11 protein-coding genes and 1 pseudogene are annotated in these 19,736 nt (G+C 66.2%); 3 read left to right on the top strand and 9 right to left on the bottom strand.

From position 1 onward, the window contains the following. The first annotated feature begins 1 nt into the window (after nt 1). Nucleotides 2–829 (top strand): class I SAM-dependent methyltransferase, encoded by an 828-nt coding sequence (locus ACCQ03_RS04520; protein ID WP_017157339.1) that lies wholly within the window; start codon nt 2–4, stop codon nt 827–829. On the opposite strand, the gene ACCQ03_RS04515 is transcribed toward ACCQ03_RS04520, so the two are convergent. Then, nucleotides 823–1,923: a metal-dependent hydrolase gene (locus ACCQ03_RS04515; protein ID WP_057679413.1), complete on the bottom strand. Its 1,101-nt coding sequence runs from the start codon at nt 1,921–1,923 to the stop codon at nt 823–825. The two genes, ACCQ03_RS04520 and ACCQ03_RS04515, sit on opposite strands and share 7 nt — an antisense overlap. A gap of 244 nt (nt 1,924–2,167) precedes the next feature. On the opposite strand from ACCQ03_RS04515, the gene metK reads away from it, so the two are divergent. Then, nucleotides 2,168–3,379, top strand: a complete 1,212-nt coding sequence (gene metK, locus ACCQ03_RS04510) for a methionine adenosyltransferase (protein WP_057679414.1) — start codon at nt 2,168–2,170, stop codon at nt 3,377–3,379. A gap of 731 nt (nt 3,380–4,110) precedes the next feature. Here metK and ACCQ03_RS04505 read toward each other — a convergent pair. Both ACCQ03_RS04505 and ACCQ03_RS04500 read right to left on the bottom strand, forming a co-directional pair. Beyond that, nucleotides 4,111–5,724 (bottom strand): histidine-type phosphatase, encoded by a 1,614-nt coding sequence (locus ACCQ03_RS04505; RefSeq protein ID WP_209225670.1) that lies wholly within the window; start codon nt 5,722–5,724, stop codon nt 4,111–4,113. Next, entirely contained in the window at nt 5,714–8,485 is a 2,772-nt protein-coding gene (locus tag ACCQ03_RS04500) for a TonB-dependent receptor (RefSeq protein WP_209225672.1), read from the bottom strand. The genes ACCQ03_RS04505 and ACCQ03_RS04500 overlap by 11 nt, the downstream gene beginning before the upstream one ends. Between ACCQ03_RS04500 and ACCQ03_RS04495 the strand changes: the two are divergent. Then, nucleotides 8,484–8,778 (top strand): annotated as a pseudogene (locus tag ACCQ03_RS04495) (hypothetical protein). The gene ACCQ03_RS04500 and the pseudogene ACCQ03_RS04495 sit on opposite strands and share 2 nt — an antisense overlap. Before the next feature lie 204 nt (nt 8,779–8,982). Here ACCQ03_RS04495 and ACCQ03_RS04490 read toward each other — a convergent pair. The 6 genes from ACCQ03_RS04490 to ACCQ03_RS04465 all read right to left on the bottom strand — a co-directional run bounded on the left by ACCQ03_RS04490 (nt 8,983) and on the right by ACCQ03_RS04465 (nt 19,708). Further along, nucleotides 8,983–10,185, bottom strand: a complete 1,203-nt coding sequence (locus ACCQ03_RS04490; protein ID WP_485130632.1) for an OmpA family protein — start codon at nt 10,183–10,185, stop codon at nt 8,983–8,985. Between the two features lie 140 nt (nt 10,186–10,325). Further along, a complete protein-coding gene (locus tag ACCQ03_RS04485) occupies nt 10,326–12,320 on the bottom strand; it encodes an esterase/lipase family protein (RefSeq protein ID WP_209225676.1) in 1,995 nt (664 codons plus the stop codon). Then, on the bottom strand, nt 12,317–13,354 hold the full coding sequence (locus ACCQ03_RS04480) for a DUF4105 domain-containing protein (RefSeq protein WP_209225678.1): 1,038 nt from the start codon (nt 13,352–13,354) through the stop codon (nt 12,317–12,319). The genes ACCQ03_RS04485 and ACCQ03_RS04480 overlap by 4 nt, the downstream gene beginning before the upstream one ends. Further along, nucleotides 13,351–13,923: a TetR/AcrR family transcriptional regulator gene (locus ACCQ03_RS04475; protein ID WP_209225680.1), complete on the bottom strand. Its 573-nt coding sequence runs from the start codon at nt 13,921–13,923 to the stop codon at nt 13,351–13,353. Before ACCQ03_RS04475 ends, ACCQ03_RS04480 begins: the two co-directional genes overlap by 4 nt. 137 nt (nt 13,924–14,060) lie before the next feature. After that, nucleotides 14,061–16,775: a phosphoenolpyruvate carboxylase gene (gene ppc, locus ACCQ03_RS04470; RefSeq protein WP_057679419.1), complete on the bottom strand. Its 2,715-nt coding sequence runs from the start codon at nt 16,773–16,775 to the stop codon at nt 14,061–14,063. Between the two features lie 395 nt (nt 16,776–17,170). Beyond that, entirely contained in the window at nt 17,171–19,708 is a 2,538-nt protein-coding gene (locus ACCQ03_RS04465; RefSeq protein ID WP_209225683.1) for a S9 family peptidase, read from the bottom strand. Between the last annotated feature and the right edge of the window lie 28 nt (nt 19,709–19,736).

Raw genomic sequence — 19,736 nt, 5'->3', positions numbered from 1 at the left:
CATGAGCGCACCGAGCGACACCCCGACCTATCTGCACGGCTTTTCCGCCACCGAACAGGCGCGTCTGCTCAAACAGGCACGCTTGCTGGAAACCACGCTGTTCAATGAGATCGACTACAGCGGCGCGCGGCGCCTGCTGGAAGTGGGCAGCGGCGTCGGCGCACAGACCGAAATCCTGTTGCGCCGTTTTCCCGAGCTGCATGTCACCGGCGTGGATTTGAGCGAAGCGCAACTGGGCGCGGCACGCGCAAACCTCGAGCGGCTGGCATGGTGCCGCGCGCGCTACACCCTGCAACAGGCCGATGCCAGCGACCTGCCGTTCGAAGCGCGCCAGTTCGATGCGGCGTTTCTGTGCTGGGTGCTCGAACACGTGCCCTCGCCTGCGCGCGTACTCAACGAAGTGCGGCGCGTGCTGCTGCCCGGCTCGCCGGTGTATGTGACCGAGGTGATGAATGCCTCGTTCCTGCTGCATCCGTATTCGCCCAACCTGTGGCGCTATTGGATGGCCTTCAACGATTTCCAGCACGACCAGGGCGGCGACCCGTTCGTCGGCGCCAAGCTGGGCAACCTGCTGCTGGCCGGGGGGTTTCGCGATGTGCACACCCAGATCAAGACGCTGCACCTGGACAACCGCGAACCGGGCCGGCGCAAGACCATGATCGGGTTCTGGGAAGAAGTGCTGCTCTCGGCGGCCGACCAATTACTGCAGGCCGGCGCGGTCGAGGCCGCCACCGTGGAGGGCATGCACCGCGAGCTGGCGCAGGTGCACAGCGACCCGGACGCCGTGTTTTTCTATTCGTTCGTGCAGGCGCGCGCCACGGTCTATTGAGTGGCCGATGCGGGCGCGGCGACCGGGGGGCCGATATGTTCCAGGTCGCCGGTCAGCACGGTGCTGCGCGGTTCGTGCCAGATGCGATGCCACATCTGCCCCAGCACCGCGCCGATCTGATCGCGGGCCACCGGCGCACGGTATGCCGCCTGCACCTGCCGCGGCACGATCGGCTGCCAGGTTCCGTTGTCGCGATGGGCCACCACGAAGTTGAAGTTGTAGTCCGGTTCCAGGCCCATGCGCAGGTCGCTGAGCATCAGGTCATCGTCGACCAGGCGCGCACGCATGAAGCCGCGATTGAACCAGGTCAGCCGACGTACCGAATCGAAGCTGGCCACTTCGCCCAAGGCCTGGGTGTTGCTGGAAAACCCACGGAAGTGCATCGGGCCGGTGTCGGCCACCAGCGAACGCTCGCCAATGACATAGCCGTTGGGCGTCATCGCCACCACGCGCCACAGCAAGGTGTTGAGCGGCATCGGGACCGAGAACCGCGGCGCATCGGCCAGGCCCATCGCCGCCAGCGCACGGTCGGCCTGGCGGTCGACCAGTTGCTTGGCAATCAACGACCAACCCAGATACGCGGTGCTCGCCACCAATCCGATCACCAACACGTGTTGCGCAAGCGGGCGCGCACGCGCAAACCAGGCCACCGCACAGGCGAGCAACAGCCACAACGTGTAGGCCGGGTCGATGATGAACATGCTCGACCACATCGTCGGATGCGGCTGCAACGGCCACCACAGCTGGGTGCCGTAGACAGTGAACGCATCCAGCAGCGGATGCGTGATCAAGGCCAGCTGGATCGCCCAGAACCAGCGCGTGGGTGCGCTGGCCACGCGTCCATTGCCGTAGCGGCGGAACAGCCACCAGATCAACCAGCCCACCAGCGGCAGCACGAACAACGAATGGCTGACGCTGCGGTGCACGGTCATCAGGGTGACCGGGTCGTCGGTCAGCGGCAGCAAGGCCAGCGCGTCGAGGTCGGGCAAGGTGCCCAGTGCCGCGCCGGCCAACAAGGCGGCACGCCGCTGTCCGGGCGGCGCGATGGCGGCAGCGATGGCGCCGCCAAGAACGATCTGGGTCAATGAATCCATCGGCCGATGCTAGCAGGCCGCACATGCACGGATCGGGATGGTTGATGCGGCATGCCGCCGGCCGGCACCGCCGCATCGCTGGGCAGCGAATCGTCATGGGCAACGCACAGGCGCAGGCGTCCGGTAGGGGGACCGATCTCGGCTTAACCCCAAAGCGATCCATTCAGGCGCACAATGCAACCGACACACGGGGCGTGTATCATCCGCACCCATCTTTTCATCCGAATTAAGGGATATAAGCCTGATGTCCAGCTACCTGTTCACCTCCGAATCGGTCTCCGAAGGCCATCCGGACAAGATCGCCGACCAGATCTCCGACGCAGTGCTGGACGCCATCCTGGCCCAGGACAAGCGCGCCCGCGTGGCATGCGAGACGATGGTCAAGACCGGCGTTGCGATCGTGGCCGGCGAAGTGACCACCAGTGCCTGGATCGATCTGGAAGCGTTGACCCGCAAGGTGATCCTGGACATCGGCTACAACAGCTCCGACGTCGGCTTCGACGGCGAGACCTGTGGCGTGCTCAACCTGATCGGCAAGCAGTCGCCGGACATCAACCAGGGCGTGGATCGCAAGAACCCCGAGCAGCAGGGTGCCGGCGACCAGGGCCTGATGTTCGGCTATGCCACCAACGAAACCGACAGCTTCATGCCGGCGGCGATCCACCTCTCGCACCGCCTGGTCGAGCAGCAGGCCAAGATCCGCAAGAAGAAGAACTCGGCACTGTCCTGGCTGCGTCCGGACGCCAAGTCGCAGGTCACCCTGCGCTATGAAGATGGCGTGGCGACGGCGATCGATGCGGTGGTGCTGTCGACCCAGCACGACCCGGGCGTGAAGCAGAAGGACCTGATCGAAGCGGTACGCGAGGAAATCCTCAAGCCGGTGCTGCCGGCCAAGTGGCTGCACAAGGGCACCAAATTCCACATCAACCCGACCGGCAAGTTCGTGATCGGCGGCCCGGTGGGCGACTGCGGCCTGACCGGTCGCAAGATCATCGTCGACACCTACGGCGGCTGGGCCCGTCATGGTGGCGGCGCGTTCTCCGGCAAGGATCCGTCCAAGGTCGACCGTTCGGCTGCCTATGCCGCGCGCTATGTCGCCAAGAACGTGGTGGCCGCGGGTCTGGCCGACCGTTGCGAAGTGCAGGTCTCCTACGCCATCGGCGTGGCCGAGCCGACCTCGATTTCGGTCACCACCTTCGGCACCGGCAAGATCGCTGACGAGCAGATCGAAAAGCTGATCCGCAAGCATTTCGACCTGCGTCCGTTCGGCATCATCCAGATGCTCGACCTGATCCACCCGATGTATCAGCAGACCGCGTCTTACGGCCACTTCGGCCGCAAGCCGAATGACTTCACCTACACCGACGGCACCGGCGCGCAGCACAGCGCGACCTCGTTCTCGTGGGAAAAGACCGACCGCGCCGACGCCCTGCGTGCCGCCGCCAAGCTGAAATAATCGCCCCGCTCCTGCGGGAGCCAGGTAGACGCGTAACGACTGGGCCGCTGATGCGGCCCAGTTGCGTTTTTGGGGTTGTCGGTGGGTTGCCCAACGCCAGGAAGTGGCAGGTTGCGAAGGCTTCGGCTAACGGCGGACCCGCACGCGTACGGGCGTGACGAAATAGAGTCTCTCTCCCCGAGGGGAGAGGGGTTGGGGTGAGGGTACGGGGCGAAGCCACTCACCTGCCCAGTCGCACGAGACTGCGAACGCGCCCTCATCCGCCCCTACGGGGCACCTTCTCCCGCCTTGCGGGAGAAGGAACAACGACACCACCGCCGCTCAAGCCCCTCTCCCCACGGGAGGGGGGTTGGGGTGAGGGTACGGAGCGAAGCCAGTCACCTGCCGAATCGCACGAGACTGCGAACGCGCCCTCATCCGCCGCTACGGGGCACCTCCCGCCTTGCGGGAGAAGGGACAACGATGCCACCGCTGCTCAAGCCCCCTCTCCCCACGGGAGAGGGGTTGGGGTGAGGGTTCGGGCAAAGCCACTCACCTGCCCGATCGCACGTGGCTGCGCACGCGCCCTCATCCGCCCCTACGGGGCACCTTCTCCCGCCTTGCGAGAGAAGGGACAACGACGCCACCCGCTGCTCAAGCCCCTCTCCCCACGGGAGAGGGGTTGGGGTGAGGGTACGGGCGAAGCCACATGCCATGTGGACCACCGCAGAACAGCGGTCGCGAACCTGTCGCTACCGATCGAGCTGTAACTGCTGTTCTAGCGCCATCGCAAAATCCGCCAATGGGCAGGCCATGCGTTGCCCCGGAGCGCACAAGCCCAGCGACAGGTCCTGCTGCAGCGGCGGATGGGCCAGATCCAGCGGTGCCAGCGTGCGCAGTTGATCCAGCGATTGCGCCAGGTAACGGGCGCGCACGAGCTGGCGGCCGTCGCTCTCGCGCCAAAGGCCGAGCACCAATGCGCCGCCCGGTGGCGGGTCGTCGGCGCCGTAGCCGGGCAGATGGAAATGCACATCCAGCAGGCCGCTCAATGCGGCGATGTGGGTGTCGCTGCCGACGAACACCGAGACCTTCGGCGCCTGCGCGTCGCCGAAACGTTGCAAGACCTCGCGCGCCAGCGGTGCGCCCGACCGCGAGGCCATGTAGTGCGGCCGTGCGTAAACATCGAACAGCAATGCATGCAAGCGTGAGACCTGGGCCAGGCGCTCGGGCGTCGCGCGGCCCCAACCGACCTGCGACAGCGGCAGGCCCTCTGCGTATTGCAGCAGCAACACCTCGCCGGTGCCGGAGGTCAGGTCAATTGGTCCACCCAATTTAAGCCCGCGCCCGTTGGCCGACGGCGTCAGCGTGGACGGCATCTGCGCAAACTCGCACGGCGTCCGCGCGCAGCCCAGAATCTGCTGCAGTGCCTGCAGCTCGGCAGCATGGCCTTGCAGCAGGGCGGCAGGGCCACCGGTCTGGTGCTGGATCGATGCGACCGCTGCCGCCGCATCGAACGGCACCGTGCCGGCTTCGATCGGTCGAAACAGCGGATCGTTGCTGCCAGCGTCCCGATGCCCGGCCACGAGGCCGCAGCCGGGTGCAAGCGCGCCAGCCAGCAGTGCGCCGCTCTCGATGGTGCGTTGATCGGTATTGGCCCACACCGACACACTGCCAGGTGCGGGGCAACCGTTGCCCGGCAACAACGCCTGCTGCACCAGCCACTGACGCAGGTACTCGCCACTCAAGCGCACGCCTTGGCGACCATGCGGAGTGAGCAGGCTGGCAGGCGTGGACCACTGCAGCCAGGGCTGGTCGGCATAGTGCGCGGCGGCGGCCTCGCCTTGCAGCGGTGCGCGCACGCCATGCCGGAATATCACCACCACGCGCTCCAGTTGCGCGGCCTGCTTGGATGCCGGCGCTCCGGTGCCCACCTGTTTGCCGGCGATGCCCGTCGGCTGATCGCCACCGTGCGCTGTGGAGCCGCGCGCGGTGGACACGCTCGGGATCGACGTGGTGCAGCCGCCCAACGCCAACGCAGCCGCCAATACCACGCACAGCACACTGCCGGTAGCAACCGGCGTGCCACGGGGCGTGCCGGACCTCGGTGCAATACCGGCGCCCTGCTCGCGTCTGGCCTGCCGCGTAGGTGCCGCGATCCCCATCGCGGCACCTATGCGCACGACAACGCGGGCGGCCCATCGCGGCTCCCCACCGCTGGCCGACAACGCGCGTTGCAATGCCCACTGCTCGCTTCCATCGCAAGCGCATGCACGGTCTGCGCGATGCCGCGCGTCCGTCGTGACCTCTGCATCTTGCTGCGCGCCTGGAAGGTCGTCGCATGCGAATCGTGCGCGATCAGAACACATACTTGGCGGTCAACAGGCTGGTCATGCCGGAATCGACGATGTCGGAAATCGCATCGGTGTCATGGCCAACATGCGCCCAATAGCTGTGCTGTTTGGTGAGGTTGGCCACCGACAGATCCACGCGCAGGTGATCGTTTGGCGCAAAGCCCAGATGCAGGTCCACCCGGGTGATCGGCTTGATCCACAGGTTGTCCCAGTTTGCGCCCTGGTTGAGATAGTCGTACACCGACAAGTATTCGCCGGAGTAGTGATAGCTCAGGTTCACCGACCACGGCCCCTTTTCGTAGAACAGCTCCGCATTGGCGAGCAGGTTCGGCGCGTTCTGGATACGTTCGTGTGCGAAGCCTTCTTCGCCCAGGTCCACGCGCGTGGTCTGGCGGGTGATATTGGCACCGATGCCGAAGCCGTCCAGCGGTGCGGGCAGGCCCTGGAAGGTTTGCCGCACGGCTGCTTCCATGCCCAGCACGCGGCCGTCGCCGCCGTTTTGCGGACGCACGAAACGCAGATTGCCGCTTTGGCTTTCGCCGGCATTGGCGGCGTTCGAACCGCTTTCGTAGATGTAGTCGGTGAGGCGCTTGTAGTAGCCGGCCAACATGGCGTGGCCGCCGCTGTCGTTCTGCCATTCGCCCGACAGGTCCACGTTGAGCGACTTGATCGGTTTCAGGTCCGGGTTGCCTTCGGTGATGGTGGTCTGGCCATCGCTGGAGATGTCGGTGGAGCGGCCGCCGCCTAGCTGCACGAAGGCCGGACGCGTGTAGCTGGTCCATACCGAGCCGCGATACACCGCGCCATCGCCATCGGGCCGGTAATTGACGAACACGCTGGGCAAGGCGACGTTGTAGCGCGTGTGGTTATTGGCGAATGCGCCGATCTGCTCGGCACTGTTGATGGCGGCCGGCTGCGCCCAGAACGTGTTGGTGATGGCGGTGTGTTCGAAGCGCACGCCCGGCAGGATTTCCCAGTTGCCGGTGCGCAAGGTGGCCATTGCATAGGCAGCGCTCACCGCTTCGGTCGCGCGCATGGTGTTGCAGTTGAGGTTGTTGATGGCCAACTGGCCGCAACTGTCGAAACTGGCGGGGGTGAGCGTGCGTGCGATCAGGTCGTTGAGCGCAGCATTGCTCAGGCGCACGGTGGGAAACGCGTACTGGCCTGGATAGACCGCATCGTAGCGCTGCGCGATCAGGCCGGTATCGCGCAGCAAGGTGCCATCGGTGTATTTGGCATTGGTCCAATCGCGGTCGGTGAAGCTGCGCGAGCTGTCGACATACTTCACGCCAAAGGCAATGCGGCTAAGCAGCCCCGCATCGAAGTCATATGCCACGTCGAACTTGCCGCCGCCCTTGTCCTGGCCGCTGTATTGCTTGGAAATCTGCCCGGTACGCCGCGCATACAGGCTGCCCACGTCCGAGGCCTGCGCCTGCATGGCCGGGGTGAGCAAGGGAATCGGGAAACCGTCGCCGTCGTAGCTGATGAAACGGTTGGCGCCATAGGCGAAGTTGGTCGAACTGTACTGGTCGTTGCGCGCGGAGATTTCCACATGATCCGGGCGGTCGTTATTGCCGGTGCCGTAGAAGATGTTCGGTGCGAACGTCCAATGGCCAAGCTGTTTTTCTGCGCCGAACTGCACGGTGGCAAGGTCGGCCTGCTCGGGGTTGGTTTCGTACCAGTAACGTACTGCAACGCGGTTGATCTGCGGCTGATACACGCCGCTGCTGCCGATCTGGGTGAAGCTGACACTGGCCGGCACGAACTGCGTGTAGCCGGTGTTCTGCTCGGTCTTGGCGAAGGCATAGGTCATGCGTGCATACAGATGCAAGCTGGGATCCACGCGCCAATCGAAGGCCGCGTTGCCGCCGTAGCGGCGTGTGTCGCCCTGCGAGTAACCGATATTGACGCCGGTGCTCTGCAAGACCTCTTGCGGGTCGGCGCCAGCGGCCAGCTTGCCGCTGGCATCGGCACGCGCGAATTTCCATGCGCCATCGTTGCGTGCCGCCGAGGCAGAGGCCACTTCGCTGTTCACGAAATGGCGCTCGTCGTAATACGCACTGACCGACACGCCGAACTGCCCGGCATTGCCGAAACGCGCATGCCAATCGCCAGCTGCGCCACTGCCCAGCCCTGAATCGCCGTAGTCGCGTGCACGGCTTTCCAGGCGTCCACTCAAGGTCACGCTGCCGCCCTGGCGATCGGGTGAATCGAATGCGCTGGGCGTGCGGTAATCGATGGTGCCGCCGATCGCATCGCCGTCCATGTCGGCGGTGGAGGTCTTGTTCAACACGATGGTCTGCAGGCCCGAGGGCGGCAGCAGGCTCAATTGCACGCCGCGGCTGTACGGCATGCCTTGGGCGACGTTGATGCCATTGATCAGGTTGACGTTGTATTCGGCATTGAGGCCGCGTACCGATGAAAACATGCCTTCACCGCGCGCGGCGCCGTCGATGCCGCCGAAATACGACTGCCCGGTATTGATCACGTTGACGCCCGGCATCAGGCCCAGCGCTTCGGCGACATTGTGCACGGCGGTGGTCTTGAGATCGTCGGCCGACAACACGTTGACGGTATTGGTGGCGGCCATCTGCATGTCGGTCGCGTTATAGCGCGTGGCCGCGACGGTGACCTTGTCCAGCGTGGCCATCTCGCCCTGCGCAGGCGTAGTGGCCTGCGTCTCCTGGGCCGCGGCATGGCCGCACAGGGCGCACAACGATAAGCACAGCGCCTGCGACAACCGCGAAGGACGCAACAGCGGACAGCGAACGATCATGATTGGATCCGATGAATGCAGCAGCGCGCCATGGACACGCGCCAAGGCTGCGCCGCCGCGAATGTGGGGAAGCGACGCAGCCAGCGAAGGCGGAACTGCATCACACCTGCGAGCAGGCGCCGCGCATGGTGGTGATGCGGTATGTCAGTTTGGTGACCGTGTTTGCGAACATGACAAATGCGCGCGACGCATGCGCAAGTCGGCACAGTCGTGGCCGTATGGAGGCGAAATTTGTCGAAGGTGTGCGCTGCCTGCCTGGCGCGTACACCCACCGACAACAGGGCATGCGTTAGCGATGCGATGCACGGACCGTGGATGCATGGAGCCTGGTGGTGGCGCAGACACGCATCTCGGTCATCCGACGATTGCGCAGGTGCGCACGGTAGGTGTGGTCGGCGGCCTTGGGCCACCCGCCAGCCTGCGACCGACACGCATCACGGTGGCACGCAAGGCAGCCCGTACCGTGCGGTCAAGCGCCCTCCCGCCGCGCGCCTGCATCAGGTCCGCAGGAAGATCTCCACCCGTCGATTGAGCTGCCGCCCGCCCGGATTGTCCTGGCCGTTGACGGTATTGGGCGCCACCGGCTGCGATTCGCCATAGCCCTTTGCGTTGGCCGACTGCGCGGCGCCACGAGCGCGCAACGCCGCCAGCACGGCATTGGCGCGGCGCTCGGACAGCGCCTGGTTGTAATCATCGCTGCCCTTGGCATCGGTGTGCCCGCGCACCTGCATGTCCGTTGCCGTGACCTTGCTCAGTGCGGCGCTCAGGGTGTCGAGCACGCGCGCCGCGTCGGGGCGGATGTCGGACTTGTCGAAGTCGAACAGGATGCGGTCGTTCAAGGTGATCAGGTAGCCGCAGGGTGCGCCGGGCGGTGCGAACTTTTGCAGCGGCGGGAAGCGGCCTGCCGGCGGCACTTTCGGTAGCGGCGGCATGCGGACTTCGCGCGGCGGCGTACCGACCGTGCCAGTGCCGTCGCCGTGGTTCTGCACCAGGCCATCGGGACCGTTCCAGGTGCCCGAGCCGTCGGCGTTGATGGTGACCAGCCCGCGTGGCCCGTTCCAGGTGCCGCTGCCATCGCCGCGATTGTCGACAAGCCCGCTCTTTTCGCTGTTCCAGGTGCCGGCGCCCTTGCCGTCCAGACTGATCAAGCCGGCCGGGCCGTTGTAGGTGCCGCCACCATCGGACTGCACATCGATGAGCGCCCCACCGGACCCACCGTCGCCGGTCGCATTAATGGTGCCGCTGCCGTCGGCATTGACGTTGACCAGCCCGCCCTCGAAGTTGGCGGTGCCACTGCCGTCGGCCTCGAGATCGAACAGGCCGCCCTCGCAATTGCGCACCAGGTTGCCGTTGGCGTCGACGCTGGTGATGCCGGCATCGGTGATCAGGGTACCGCCATCGCCGCAGCGTGCCGGGGCGACGCTGACGCCTTCGATCGGGTCGAGAATGTCCTGCAGCGATGCTTCCAGTACACGTTGCGCGGCAGTGACGCCAACGATCTCGGGCACCACGATGGTGGGGATGGCCGGAAATTCCGGTGCGGCCTGTTCGGCGGCCACCGCAGCTTGGGACGTGCCTGCAGGCTGCAGCGGTGCAGCGGCCGTTGCACTGGCAGCAGTGGTTGCACCCTGTGGAGCTTCGCCACGCCCGCATCCGGCCAACAACACCGGTACCCACAACATCGCCGACAGCTTGCGCATCGCCTCTTCCTTGTTCGAGCCTGTACCAGACCCGCCTGATAGCATGCGCGCGGTCAACATGGCGCTAAGACGCGGGCTTGCAGGCTGCATGCCGGTGCCGCCGGTGGAGCACGCGGAACTGCAGCCGCCCGACCGGCAGCCTAGCGGCCCGGCGCGTTCGCGGCCTGCTGCTCTGCCTGCAACTGCACATGCAGGATGCGACGAATCTCCAGAATGGCCTGCGGCGTTTCCTGCACGCTGTGCCAGGAGGTCACCACCAGTTCCGAGGCCGCGCCGTCCAGATGCGCGCTGCGATACGGCACCAGGCCGTCGTCGGAATCGGCCAGCGGCATCTGCGGTTTCTCGCGCCCGATGATGGTGTGGTACTGCACTTTTGGAGAGATCGGCAGATCCATCGTGGCACGCACGAACGGATCGGTGTCGCGCAGGTTGTCGATGCTGGTGGGTACCAGCGCGCGGCCTTTGCGGCGGGGAGCGCCGCCCGGATCGTCGCGTTCGCTGTTGGCCAGGTCTTGCATCACATCGCCGAAGCGATCCAGCAACGCGCCCGGCAGGCGTATCAATTTACCGACAAACCGCCCCAGCCCGCCCTCGGCCAGTGGCGTACCGCGATGGGGCGCGGCAATGAAGATGGCGCGGTCCACTTGCGGCATCGGCGAAAAGTGCAGCAACGGCCACAATTTGGCGCGGATACGCGCGCCGCGTTCGCCGTCCAGCCGGTAGTTCTGCAGCAGGGAATCCCATAACCGCTCGCCAGAGGACGACACCAGCAGACGCCCGATCACCCCACCCATGCTGTGCCCGACCAACACCATCTCGTGCGAGGCGATCGCGCTGCCGGACGGATCGAAGTGCTGCAGGCTGCGTTCCACCAGCGACTGAATTTCCGCACGGTTGATCGCCATCGGCGCGTTGGTCGGGTAATACACCTGCCAGATCTGGTAGCGCTGGCGCAGCGTTTCATCGCCCATCACTTCATTGGCCACATTGACCCATGCCTCCGGGCTGCTGGCCAGACCGTGCAGCATCAGCAGTACGCGTCGATCGGGATCGTAGGGCTGCATCAGATACAGGTGCGGACGATCGATACCGCGTGCGCTGCCCAGCATCGACCGCAGCGACTGCTCCGCAAATCCGGATTTGGCCAGCCACAATCCATACGCGGCAGTGAAGTTGCCTGCCAGCGGCACGCGTTGGCCATGCAGCACCACTTCGTTCTGGCGATACGGGTCGTACGGCACCAAGGTAGCGAGGTGGCTGCGTAACACCTCAGCGAGCGTCTGGCCCTCAAAACGCAGCAATATCGTTGCCGGCGCGTACGGCATTTCGCTGAACGTCGGTAACGGGCGATCGGGCGCTGCACCCGCCGCGACGGCCTGCTGCAACGCCAGCCCAGCGGGGTCGCCAACCACTTGCGGGTCCACTTCCGCGACCAGCTCGGCGCCGAATCCATCGCGCCGGTAGGTGCTGCGCAGGCCATTGAAGCGCAGCGCCGAAGCGGCAAAGATCGCACGCGGTGTATTGCCGTCGCCCGGCAGCCGATAGGCGGACAAATCGACGTCGAGCTGCCAGCGCCCGACCGCGGTGGATGCCGGGGTGGCTTGCCCGGCTTGCTGCGCGCGTGCGAACAAGCGCTCCACCACCTGCTGCACGGTGTAATTGTAGTAATCGCGCACCTGCGACTGGCGGTTCTCGAACGCCCGCGCGCTGGGCGCACGCGCGGTGAAAAACAAGTACGCATACGCATGCCGCGCCGCTTCCAGCCAGGCCTCCACCGCGGCATCGCTCATCGTGGCGGGGTTGCGCCCGCTCAGTGCGATGGCCCGCGCGGTCCACAGTTCTGCCTGCGTGGCCAAGCGCCGCTCATCGCCGATACCGGCCTCACTGGTGAGCTGCTGCAGGCACGGTAGCAGCGCAGCGCGGCAGGCCTTGGGCTGCAAGCCGGCAACCTGCAAGGTCTCGCTGCCGGACTGACTCAATTGGCCGGTACTCAGCACATCGCCCCGCGTTTGCGCGATGTAGTCGCCGCTGTTGCGCGACTGCACGGTCACCATGGCGCAGCCGCTCAACCACATAGTTGCCAGCACTCCCGCCAGGAATGCAGCGGCACGAGATCGGGGCATGCGCGGCATCATCGCGGCGTGATCGCTGTTGCGCCTGGCGCCGGTGCCAACGGCATGCCGGCACGGATGCGCGCAGAAAAATCCGTGGCCTTGTCGGCGGCGATCGCGCGCGCGGTGAAATGCCCGCGCTGCTTCAAGGTGGCGAAGGGATAACCGGGCATCAGGCCATGGTGGTCGTAGGCATATTCGTCGACATAGCCGGACAGCAGCAGGCGATGATCCAGCGGCAGCGTGGGCTGCAGTTGCCGCACCAGCGCAAACACGATCGTGGTGCAGTTGCTGGTGAGCGTGTTGTAGAACGCCGGCTTGCGATCGAGTTGGTTGGCCAGTTCCACATATCCCATGAACATGCGGCGCAGCCCGGCCTTGGGAATCGCCAGGCGATACAGGTACATGTCTTCGCCACGCACGTTGGTGCGTACGCGCAGGATGTCGCGTTCGTCGGCGGCGACCAGGGTTTCTTCGAAACTACGAAAGAATCCACCCAACGCAGAAAACGATTCGCCACGTTCCTTGCGGATTTCCAGCGAAAACACCACGTGCGAACCGTCGTCGAAGCCGAACGACACCAGCGTGTGCGCGATCGCCGGGCCCATCCAGTACGAGAGCGCAAGATCCGCGCTGACCAGGCGTTTCAGATCGTAGTGGCGCGTCTCCCAATGCGGCACATAGTCGGTCTCGCTGCGCCAATCGAAGTTGCGCACGTTGTGCAGGGTGACGATGTTGCCGTGCACCTGCGGCTGCAGACGCTGGGCGACATCGTCGGCCCAGTCGCGGTCCTGGCTGGGCTGCATCATCCACCACGACACTGCCAGCACCACGAACGCGGCACTGAAGATGCCCACCAGGGCCCAGTTCTCGCGGCCACGACGCATCCCCCATAACGCTGCCACCGCCATCGCGCACCACGAGGCCACCCATCCGGCGCGTACGAAGGCGTTGCCGGTCAGTGCGTAATAAATCGCCAGTCCGCCCCATGCGGCGGCCAGCACCAGCGCAACGCGCAGGGCCCAGCGCCCGATGCGGGCACGTGTGGCCGGTGTCACCGCGTGCCGCCTGCGGGCACCTGCATGCCCAGCGCGTGCATCAACAGGTCGGCCGAGCGATACGCAAGCCGTTTGCGTTCTGCCTCGTCGTTGCCGCGCAGGCAGCTGCCCAGCATGTCGATCACCAGCAGCACGTGCTCCTCGTCGACATCGGCCCGGCACAGCCCGGCGTCGCGGGCGCGATGCACGAACGGCAGGAAGATGCCGACCACACGCCGGTCTGCTGCCTCCACCGCGGGGTGCGCGCGTTCGATCGAGCGCCAGAAATCCACCAGCGGCGACGACTGGGCGATGTGCTCGGCGACATCGTGCAGCAGCACCGCCAGGCCATCCGGGCGGTCGCCGAGATCGGCGGCAAGGCGCTCCAACCCATCCAGGCCACGCGCCATCAATGCCGTCAGCAGCGCCAGCCGGTCGGGGAAATTGCGGTACAGCGTGGCGCGCCCCAGACCGGCGCGTTCCACCACCAGCTCCAGCGGGGCATTGACGCCGTGTTCGCTGAACACCTCGTCGGCGGCATCGAGAATCTGCCGGCGGCGCAGCGCGGCATCGGGGCGGGAAGTCATCATGCCGGCATTATCGGACAGATTTGTCCGTTTACGCCAGAGTCCGCTTGTTCAATCCCTGCGCTGTCCGACCAACGGCGTGGTTGCCGCTGGCTTGCGGTGGATCTGCTCCCTACCCGCCCCTGCAGCCGGCCATGCGATCAACCGGTGTTCTGCACGCCTTGCGAGACGCCATTGACGCAGGCCACCAGCGCACGCAGCAGCGCTTCGTCTTCGCCGTCGGTTGCCCGCCAGCGTTGCAGCAGGTCCACCTGCAGCACGCTGATCGGGTCGATGTACGGGTTGCGCAGGCGGATCGACAACGCCAGCCGCGGGTCGTGCTGCAACAGCGACTGTTGTTGCAGCAGCGCCTTGACCCAGCCCTTGGTCAGCGCCAGCTCGTCGCGAATCAGCGGGAAAAACCGCGTATGCAGGTCGCCGGACAAGCGCGAGAACAACTCGGCGATATTCAGATCTCCCTTGGACAGCACCATGGCGATGTCGTCCAGAAAGGTGCGGAAGAACGGCCAGTCCTGCGCCATTTCGCGCAAGGTGTCTTCATGCCCGGCATCCACCGCGGCCTGCAGTCCGCTGCCGACGCCATACCACCCCGGAATCACCGCGCGCGCCTGGCTCCACGCGAACACCCACGGAATCGCACGCAGGTTGGACAAGGCCGCGTCCTGGCCCAGCCGCCGCGACGGGCGCGAGCCCAGCGTCATGCGCTCGATCACATCGATCGGCGTGGCCAGGCGGAAGTACTGCATGAAGTCCGGCGCACCGACGAAGGCGCGGTAGGCCACCGTGCTGCGCTCGGCCACCAGATCCATCACCGGGCGCCAGCGCGCCTCGCGCGGCTCGGGCGCACGCGGGCGCAGGCTCGAAAGCAGCACCGCGCCGGTCATCTGCTCCAGCGAGCGCAGCGCCAACGCGCGGATGCCGTACTTGCGGTGGATCACCTCGCCCTGCTCGGTGACGCGCAAGCGGCCATCCACGCTGCCGCGCGGTGCGGCATCCAGCGCGCGGCTGGTCTTGCCGCCGCCGCGCGCGATCGAACCGCCACGGCCGTGGAAGAAGGTCAGCCGCACGCCCAACTCGGCCGCCGCTTCCAGCAGCTCGACCTGCGCACGTTGCAGGCCCCAGCGCGAGGCGGCGATGCCACCATCCTTGCCGCTATCCGAATAGCCCAGCATCACCATCTGGGTATCGCCGCGCGCGGCCAGATGCTGGCGATACACCGGGTCGGCCAGCAGGTCCTGCACGGTGCCGGTACCGCCGCGCAGATCGTCCACGGTTTCGAACAGCGGCACGATATCCAGGGGCACCGCGCCGGCGTCGTCGACCAAGCCGCCACGCCGTGCCAGCGCCAGCACGGTCAGCACGTCGGCGCGGTTATGCGCCATCGAGATGATGTAGCTGCCCAATGCATCGGCGCCATGGCGGGTGCGTGCATCGGCGAGCGCGGCGAATACCGCATCCAGACGCGCGTTGCCTTCATCGTCCACGCGCGGCAGGGGCTCCTGCCCTGCGGCATACGGGCCGAGCACGGCGGCACGCTGGGTGGCGTCCTGCGCATCCCAGTCGGCCTGGCCCAGGGCATCGGCCACCGCGCGCGCATGCACGCTCGATTCCTGGCGCACGTCCAGCCGCGCCAGATGGAACCCGAAGCTGCGCACCCGCCACAGCAGCCGCCGCACCGCGAACCACCCAGCATGTAGGCCCTTGTTGGCCTGCAGGCTGTCCAGGATCAATTGCAGATCCTGTTCGAGCTCCGATGGAGCCGCGTACGCACCTTCGGCATCGTCCACGGTGGCTTGCAGTCGTGCGCGCATCAGGTCGTTGAGCAGGCGGTACGGCATGTCGCCATGGCGCGGGCGCGAACGCGCGGCGGCCTCGGGCAGCAGTGCGCGGTAGCGTTCCAGCTGTGCGGTGAGTTCGGGGCTGACCTGCACCAGCGTGGTCGACTGACTGAGAAGGCTGGCCAGCTGCCACAGTTCTTTTTGATAGCGGTCCAGCACTGCGCGCCGCTGCGCGTCCAGCGTCCCGGCGATGGTGTTGGCATCCACATTGGGATTGCCGTCCATGTCGCCGCCCACCCAGGTGCCGAAACGCAGCAAACGCGGCAATGCCGGCACCCTGCCGTAGGTTTCTTCGATGGCGTGTTCCAGCGTTTCGTACATCACCGGGATGACGCGGTAGAGCACCTGGGTGAGATAGAAGCCCACATGCTCGCGCTCGTCGTCCACGGTGGGGCGCACCGGCGAGGAATCGGCGGTCTGCCACGACGCGGTCAGGGCCATGCGGAAGCGCGCGGCATCGCTGGCGCGTTCGTTGGGCGTGCGCATGCCGTCCAGGTTGTCGACAAGGCTGGCGACCATCAGCTGTTCTTTTTCCAGCAGCGCGCGGCGCACCGCCTCGGTGGGATGCGCGGTGAACACCGGCTCCACATCGATGCGCGGCAACCATTGGCTGAGTTCGTCCAGGGTCACGCCCTGCGCCTTGAGGCGGCGCAATGCGTCGTGCAGGCCATCGGGCTGCGGCGTGTCGGTGCCGCTGCGCTGGTATTCGCGGCGGCGCCGGATGCGGTGCACGCGCTCGGCGATATTGACCACCTGGAAATAGGTACTGAAGGCGCGCACCAGCGCTTCGGCGTCGCGCGGCGCCCGCCCGGTGAGTTGTTCGCTCAGCGTGGAAGGTGGGGCATCGCTTTCGCGCCGCGAGATGGCGGTGGTGCGCACGCGTTCGATTTCATCGAGGAATTCCGCAGAAACCTGCTCGGCAAGCAGATCGCCCACCAGTGCACCGAGCCGACGCACATCGTCGCGCAAGGGAAGATCGGGGGTAGCGAACACAAGACTGCTGCGGTACTCGTTCATCGGAAACGCACACCCTCTTCAAGCGCAAAGTCGTCGAAGACTAACCCAAAAGGATTAGATGATCGCGATGACGGTGACGGTTTCAACACCAACCATCGTGTGCCAATGCGCGTATCCGAGGGCTCTCGTAGGAGCGCACTCTCGCGCGACGGGGGTCTTCCCGGTAATGCCCTCGCGAGCAAGCCCGCTCTACGCGGCGCGGCTTTCCCGGTAACGCCCTCGCGGGCAAGCCGGCTCCTACGGGTGATCGCAGCAATGATCTGGACGGCTCAGCAGATGCTGCCGGGTGCGCCCGGCCGCGATTGCTGTAGGAGCGCACCCGGGCGCGGAGAAGCCTTATCGATCAAGCCGCATCGCGCGCAAGCGCGCTCCTACCGGTGCCAGCGCGCCATCGATCAACGTGTGCGTGAAGCGCTCGCATCCTTCACCGGCTCGCCGACATTGGTCGTCAACCACTGCTCGCTTTCGGCCAGCATCTGCATGATCGATTGCCGCGCGCGGTACGCATGCGATTCGTTGGGCAACATCACCAGGCGCGCAGTGCCGCCCAGGCCCTTGATCGCGGCGAACATGCGTTCGCTCTGGATCGGGAAGGTGCCGGTATTGTTGTCGTCCTGGCCGTGGATCAGCAGCAGCGGGTCCTTGATCTTGTCGGCGTAATTGAACGGCGACATCGCCTGGTACACCGGTTGCGCCTGCCAGTAATTGCGTTCTTCGGCCTGGAAACCGAACGGGGTGAGCGTGCGGTTGTAGGCGCCGCTACGTGCGATGCCGGCCTTGAACAGGCGCGTGTGCGCAAGCAGGTTGGCAGTCATGAAGGCACCGTAGGAATGCCCGCCAATGGCGATGTGCTCGCGGTCGGTCACGCCACGCCGCACCACTTCGTCCACGGCGGCCTGCGCATCGGCGATCAGCTGCGGCACATAGGTGTCGTTGGGTTCGGCATCGCCTTCGCCGACGATCGGCATGCTCGGATTGTTGAGCACCACGTAGCCGATCGCCAGAAACGCCTGCGGCCCCCAGTAGCTGATCGCGTTGAAACGGTACGGCGAGTCGGTGACCTGGCTGGCGGTGTCGGCGCTTTTGAATTCGCCCGGGTAGGCCCACATCAGCAGCGGCCGTGGGCCATCGCGCTTGGGGTCGTAACCGGGCGGCAGCAAGAGCGTGGCGGTGAGGTCCACGCCGTCGGCACGCTTGTAGCGGATCTGCTCTTTCTGCACGCCGCGCAACTGCGGCAGTGGGTGTGCGAAGTGCGTCAACGCACGCGGTGCAGGCGCCGCATCGCCCAGCGACTGCACGACATAGTTGGCCGGTTCCTCCGGTGATTCGCGGCTGAGCAGCAGTTGCGTGGCCTGTGCGTCCAGCAAGGCCAGCGGTGCGGAATAGGTCGGCGCCTGCGAGTGGAACAACCGCGTGGTCTGCTTGCTGCGCAGATCGAATCGATCGACGAAGGGGCGGTCACCCTCCGGCGAAGCACCCTTGCCGAACAGGAACAGGCTGTTGCCATCGCTGCTGGTCTGCAGCAGCGGGCGGCCCTTGCCATCGGCCACCGTCGCCGGCGTGCCCGGGTCCTTGTAGCGGTCCTGCGAGGAGCGGTCCCACAACAGTTCGGGCGCACGTTGCGGTTGATCCGGTGCGACGCGCCATTGCTTGGTGCGGCGGGTCTTCCACCAGCTTTCGCTCACGATCGCCAAGTCGCCGCGGCCCCATAGAATGCCTTCAAAGCGGCTACCCAGCTGCGCCAGCGTCACCGGTGGGCGCGTAAACGGCGCGGCCTGCATCCGCACCGCATCGCGGACCTTGCTCTCACGTGCCGGGTCGCCACCGTCCTGCGCTTCGGCCCACACCAGCGTAGCCGGCGAATCGTGCCGCCAGGCGATGTCGCGCACGCCGGTCGGCACCGCGTCGTTACCGGTCGGCAGGCCTTCCACCAGCGGCAGCTGCGCGATCTGGCGCACCGGTTTGCCCTGCAGGTCCAGCACCTCGATGCGGCGCGCGAAGTTGTCCACCGGCACCAGATACGAGAACGGCCGCTCGCTGCGTTCGCTCAGGATGTAACGGCCATCCGGCGACACCGACAGATTGAGATAGATGCCCGGCGTGCCGATCGGGCGCACCTGCCCGGCCACCGTGACGATGATCGGTTGGCCGGTGGCGTAGTACTCGAACACGCGCGCATCGGCTTCGTTGCGCAACAGGTCCTGATAGGTGGGCAGCGAGCGCACCCCGGCAGCCGCACTGGTCTGCTGGGTCGCCGGGCCGGTTGGCGTCGCGTCGCGGGTCGGCGGCGCGCCCTGCCCTGCCACCTGTTGCTGCAACAGCAGGCCACTGCCATCGGGCAACCAACGCAAGTCGTCGTTGACGCTGGTGTTCAAGCCGGCCACCAGCCGCCGCGCCTGGCCGGCGGCCACGTCCACCAGCCACAGCTCGTTGGCGCCGCTGGCGGCATCTTCGCGGCGAAACGCCAGGTAACGTTGGTCGGGCGACCAGCTCAGATCGGCCAGCGACAGCGGGGAGGGCAACCCGGCGATCTGCCGCTCGCTGCCGTCGGCCACCGACAGCAGCCACAGCTTGCTGGCGAACGCAAAGCGGCTGGCCGCAAAGGTCTTCGGATGGATGCGCAGGCCGGCCAGCTTCAGCTCCTGCTGGGCCACCTCGGCGATGTCAGGCAGTGCCGGCATTTGCAGCATCGCGGCCAGATCGCGCCTGGGCGAGAGCTGCAGCAGCGGCGCACGCGGGGCGTCAACCACTGCCTGCAGCGCCTTGGACGGCAGTCGGTAATTGCTGCCTGACGCAGGGCCCGGTTGCACGACTGCCGCGCCGGTTGCTGCCGGGCTAGCCGCCCCGGCCAGCACCGGTGCGCTCAATGCCAGCGCCCCTGCCAACGCCCATGTGTGCTGCCGCCAGCCTTGCGCATGCCGTTTCGCCCGCATTGTCCGTCCCCGCCGATGATCGACTCCG

This window comes from Xanthomonas sp. NCPPB 3569 (assembly GCF_041475645.2).
GTDB lineage: Bacteria > Pseudomonadota > Gammaproteobacteria > Xanthomonadales > Xanthomonadaceae > Xanthomonas > Xanthomonas phaseoli.
This window is presented reverse-complemented; position numbering and strand designations above follow the sequence as displayed.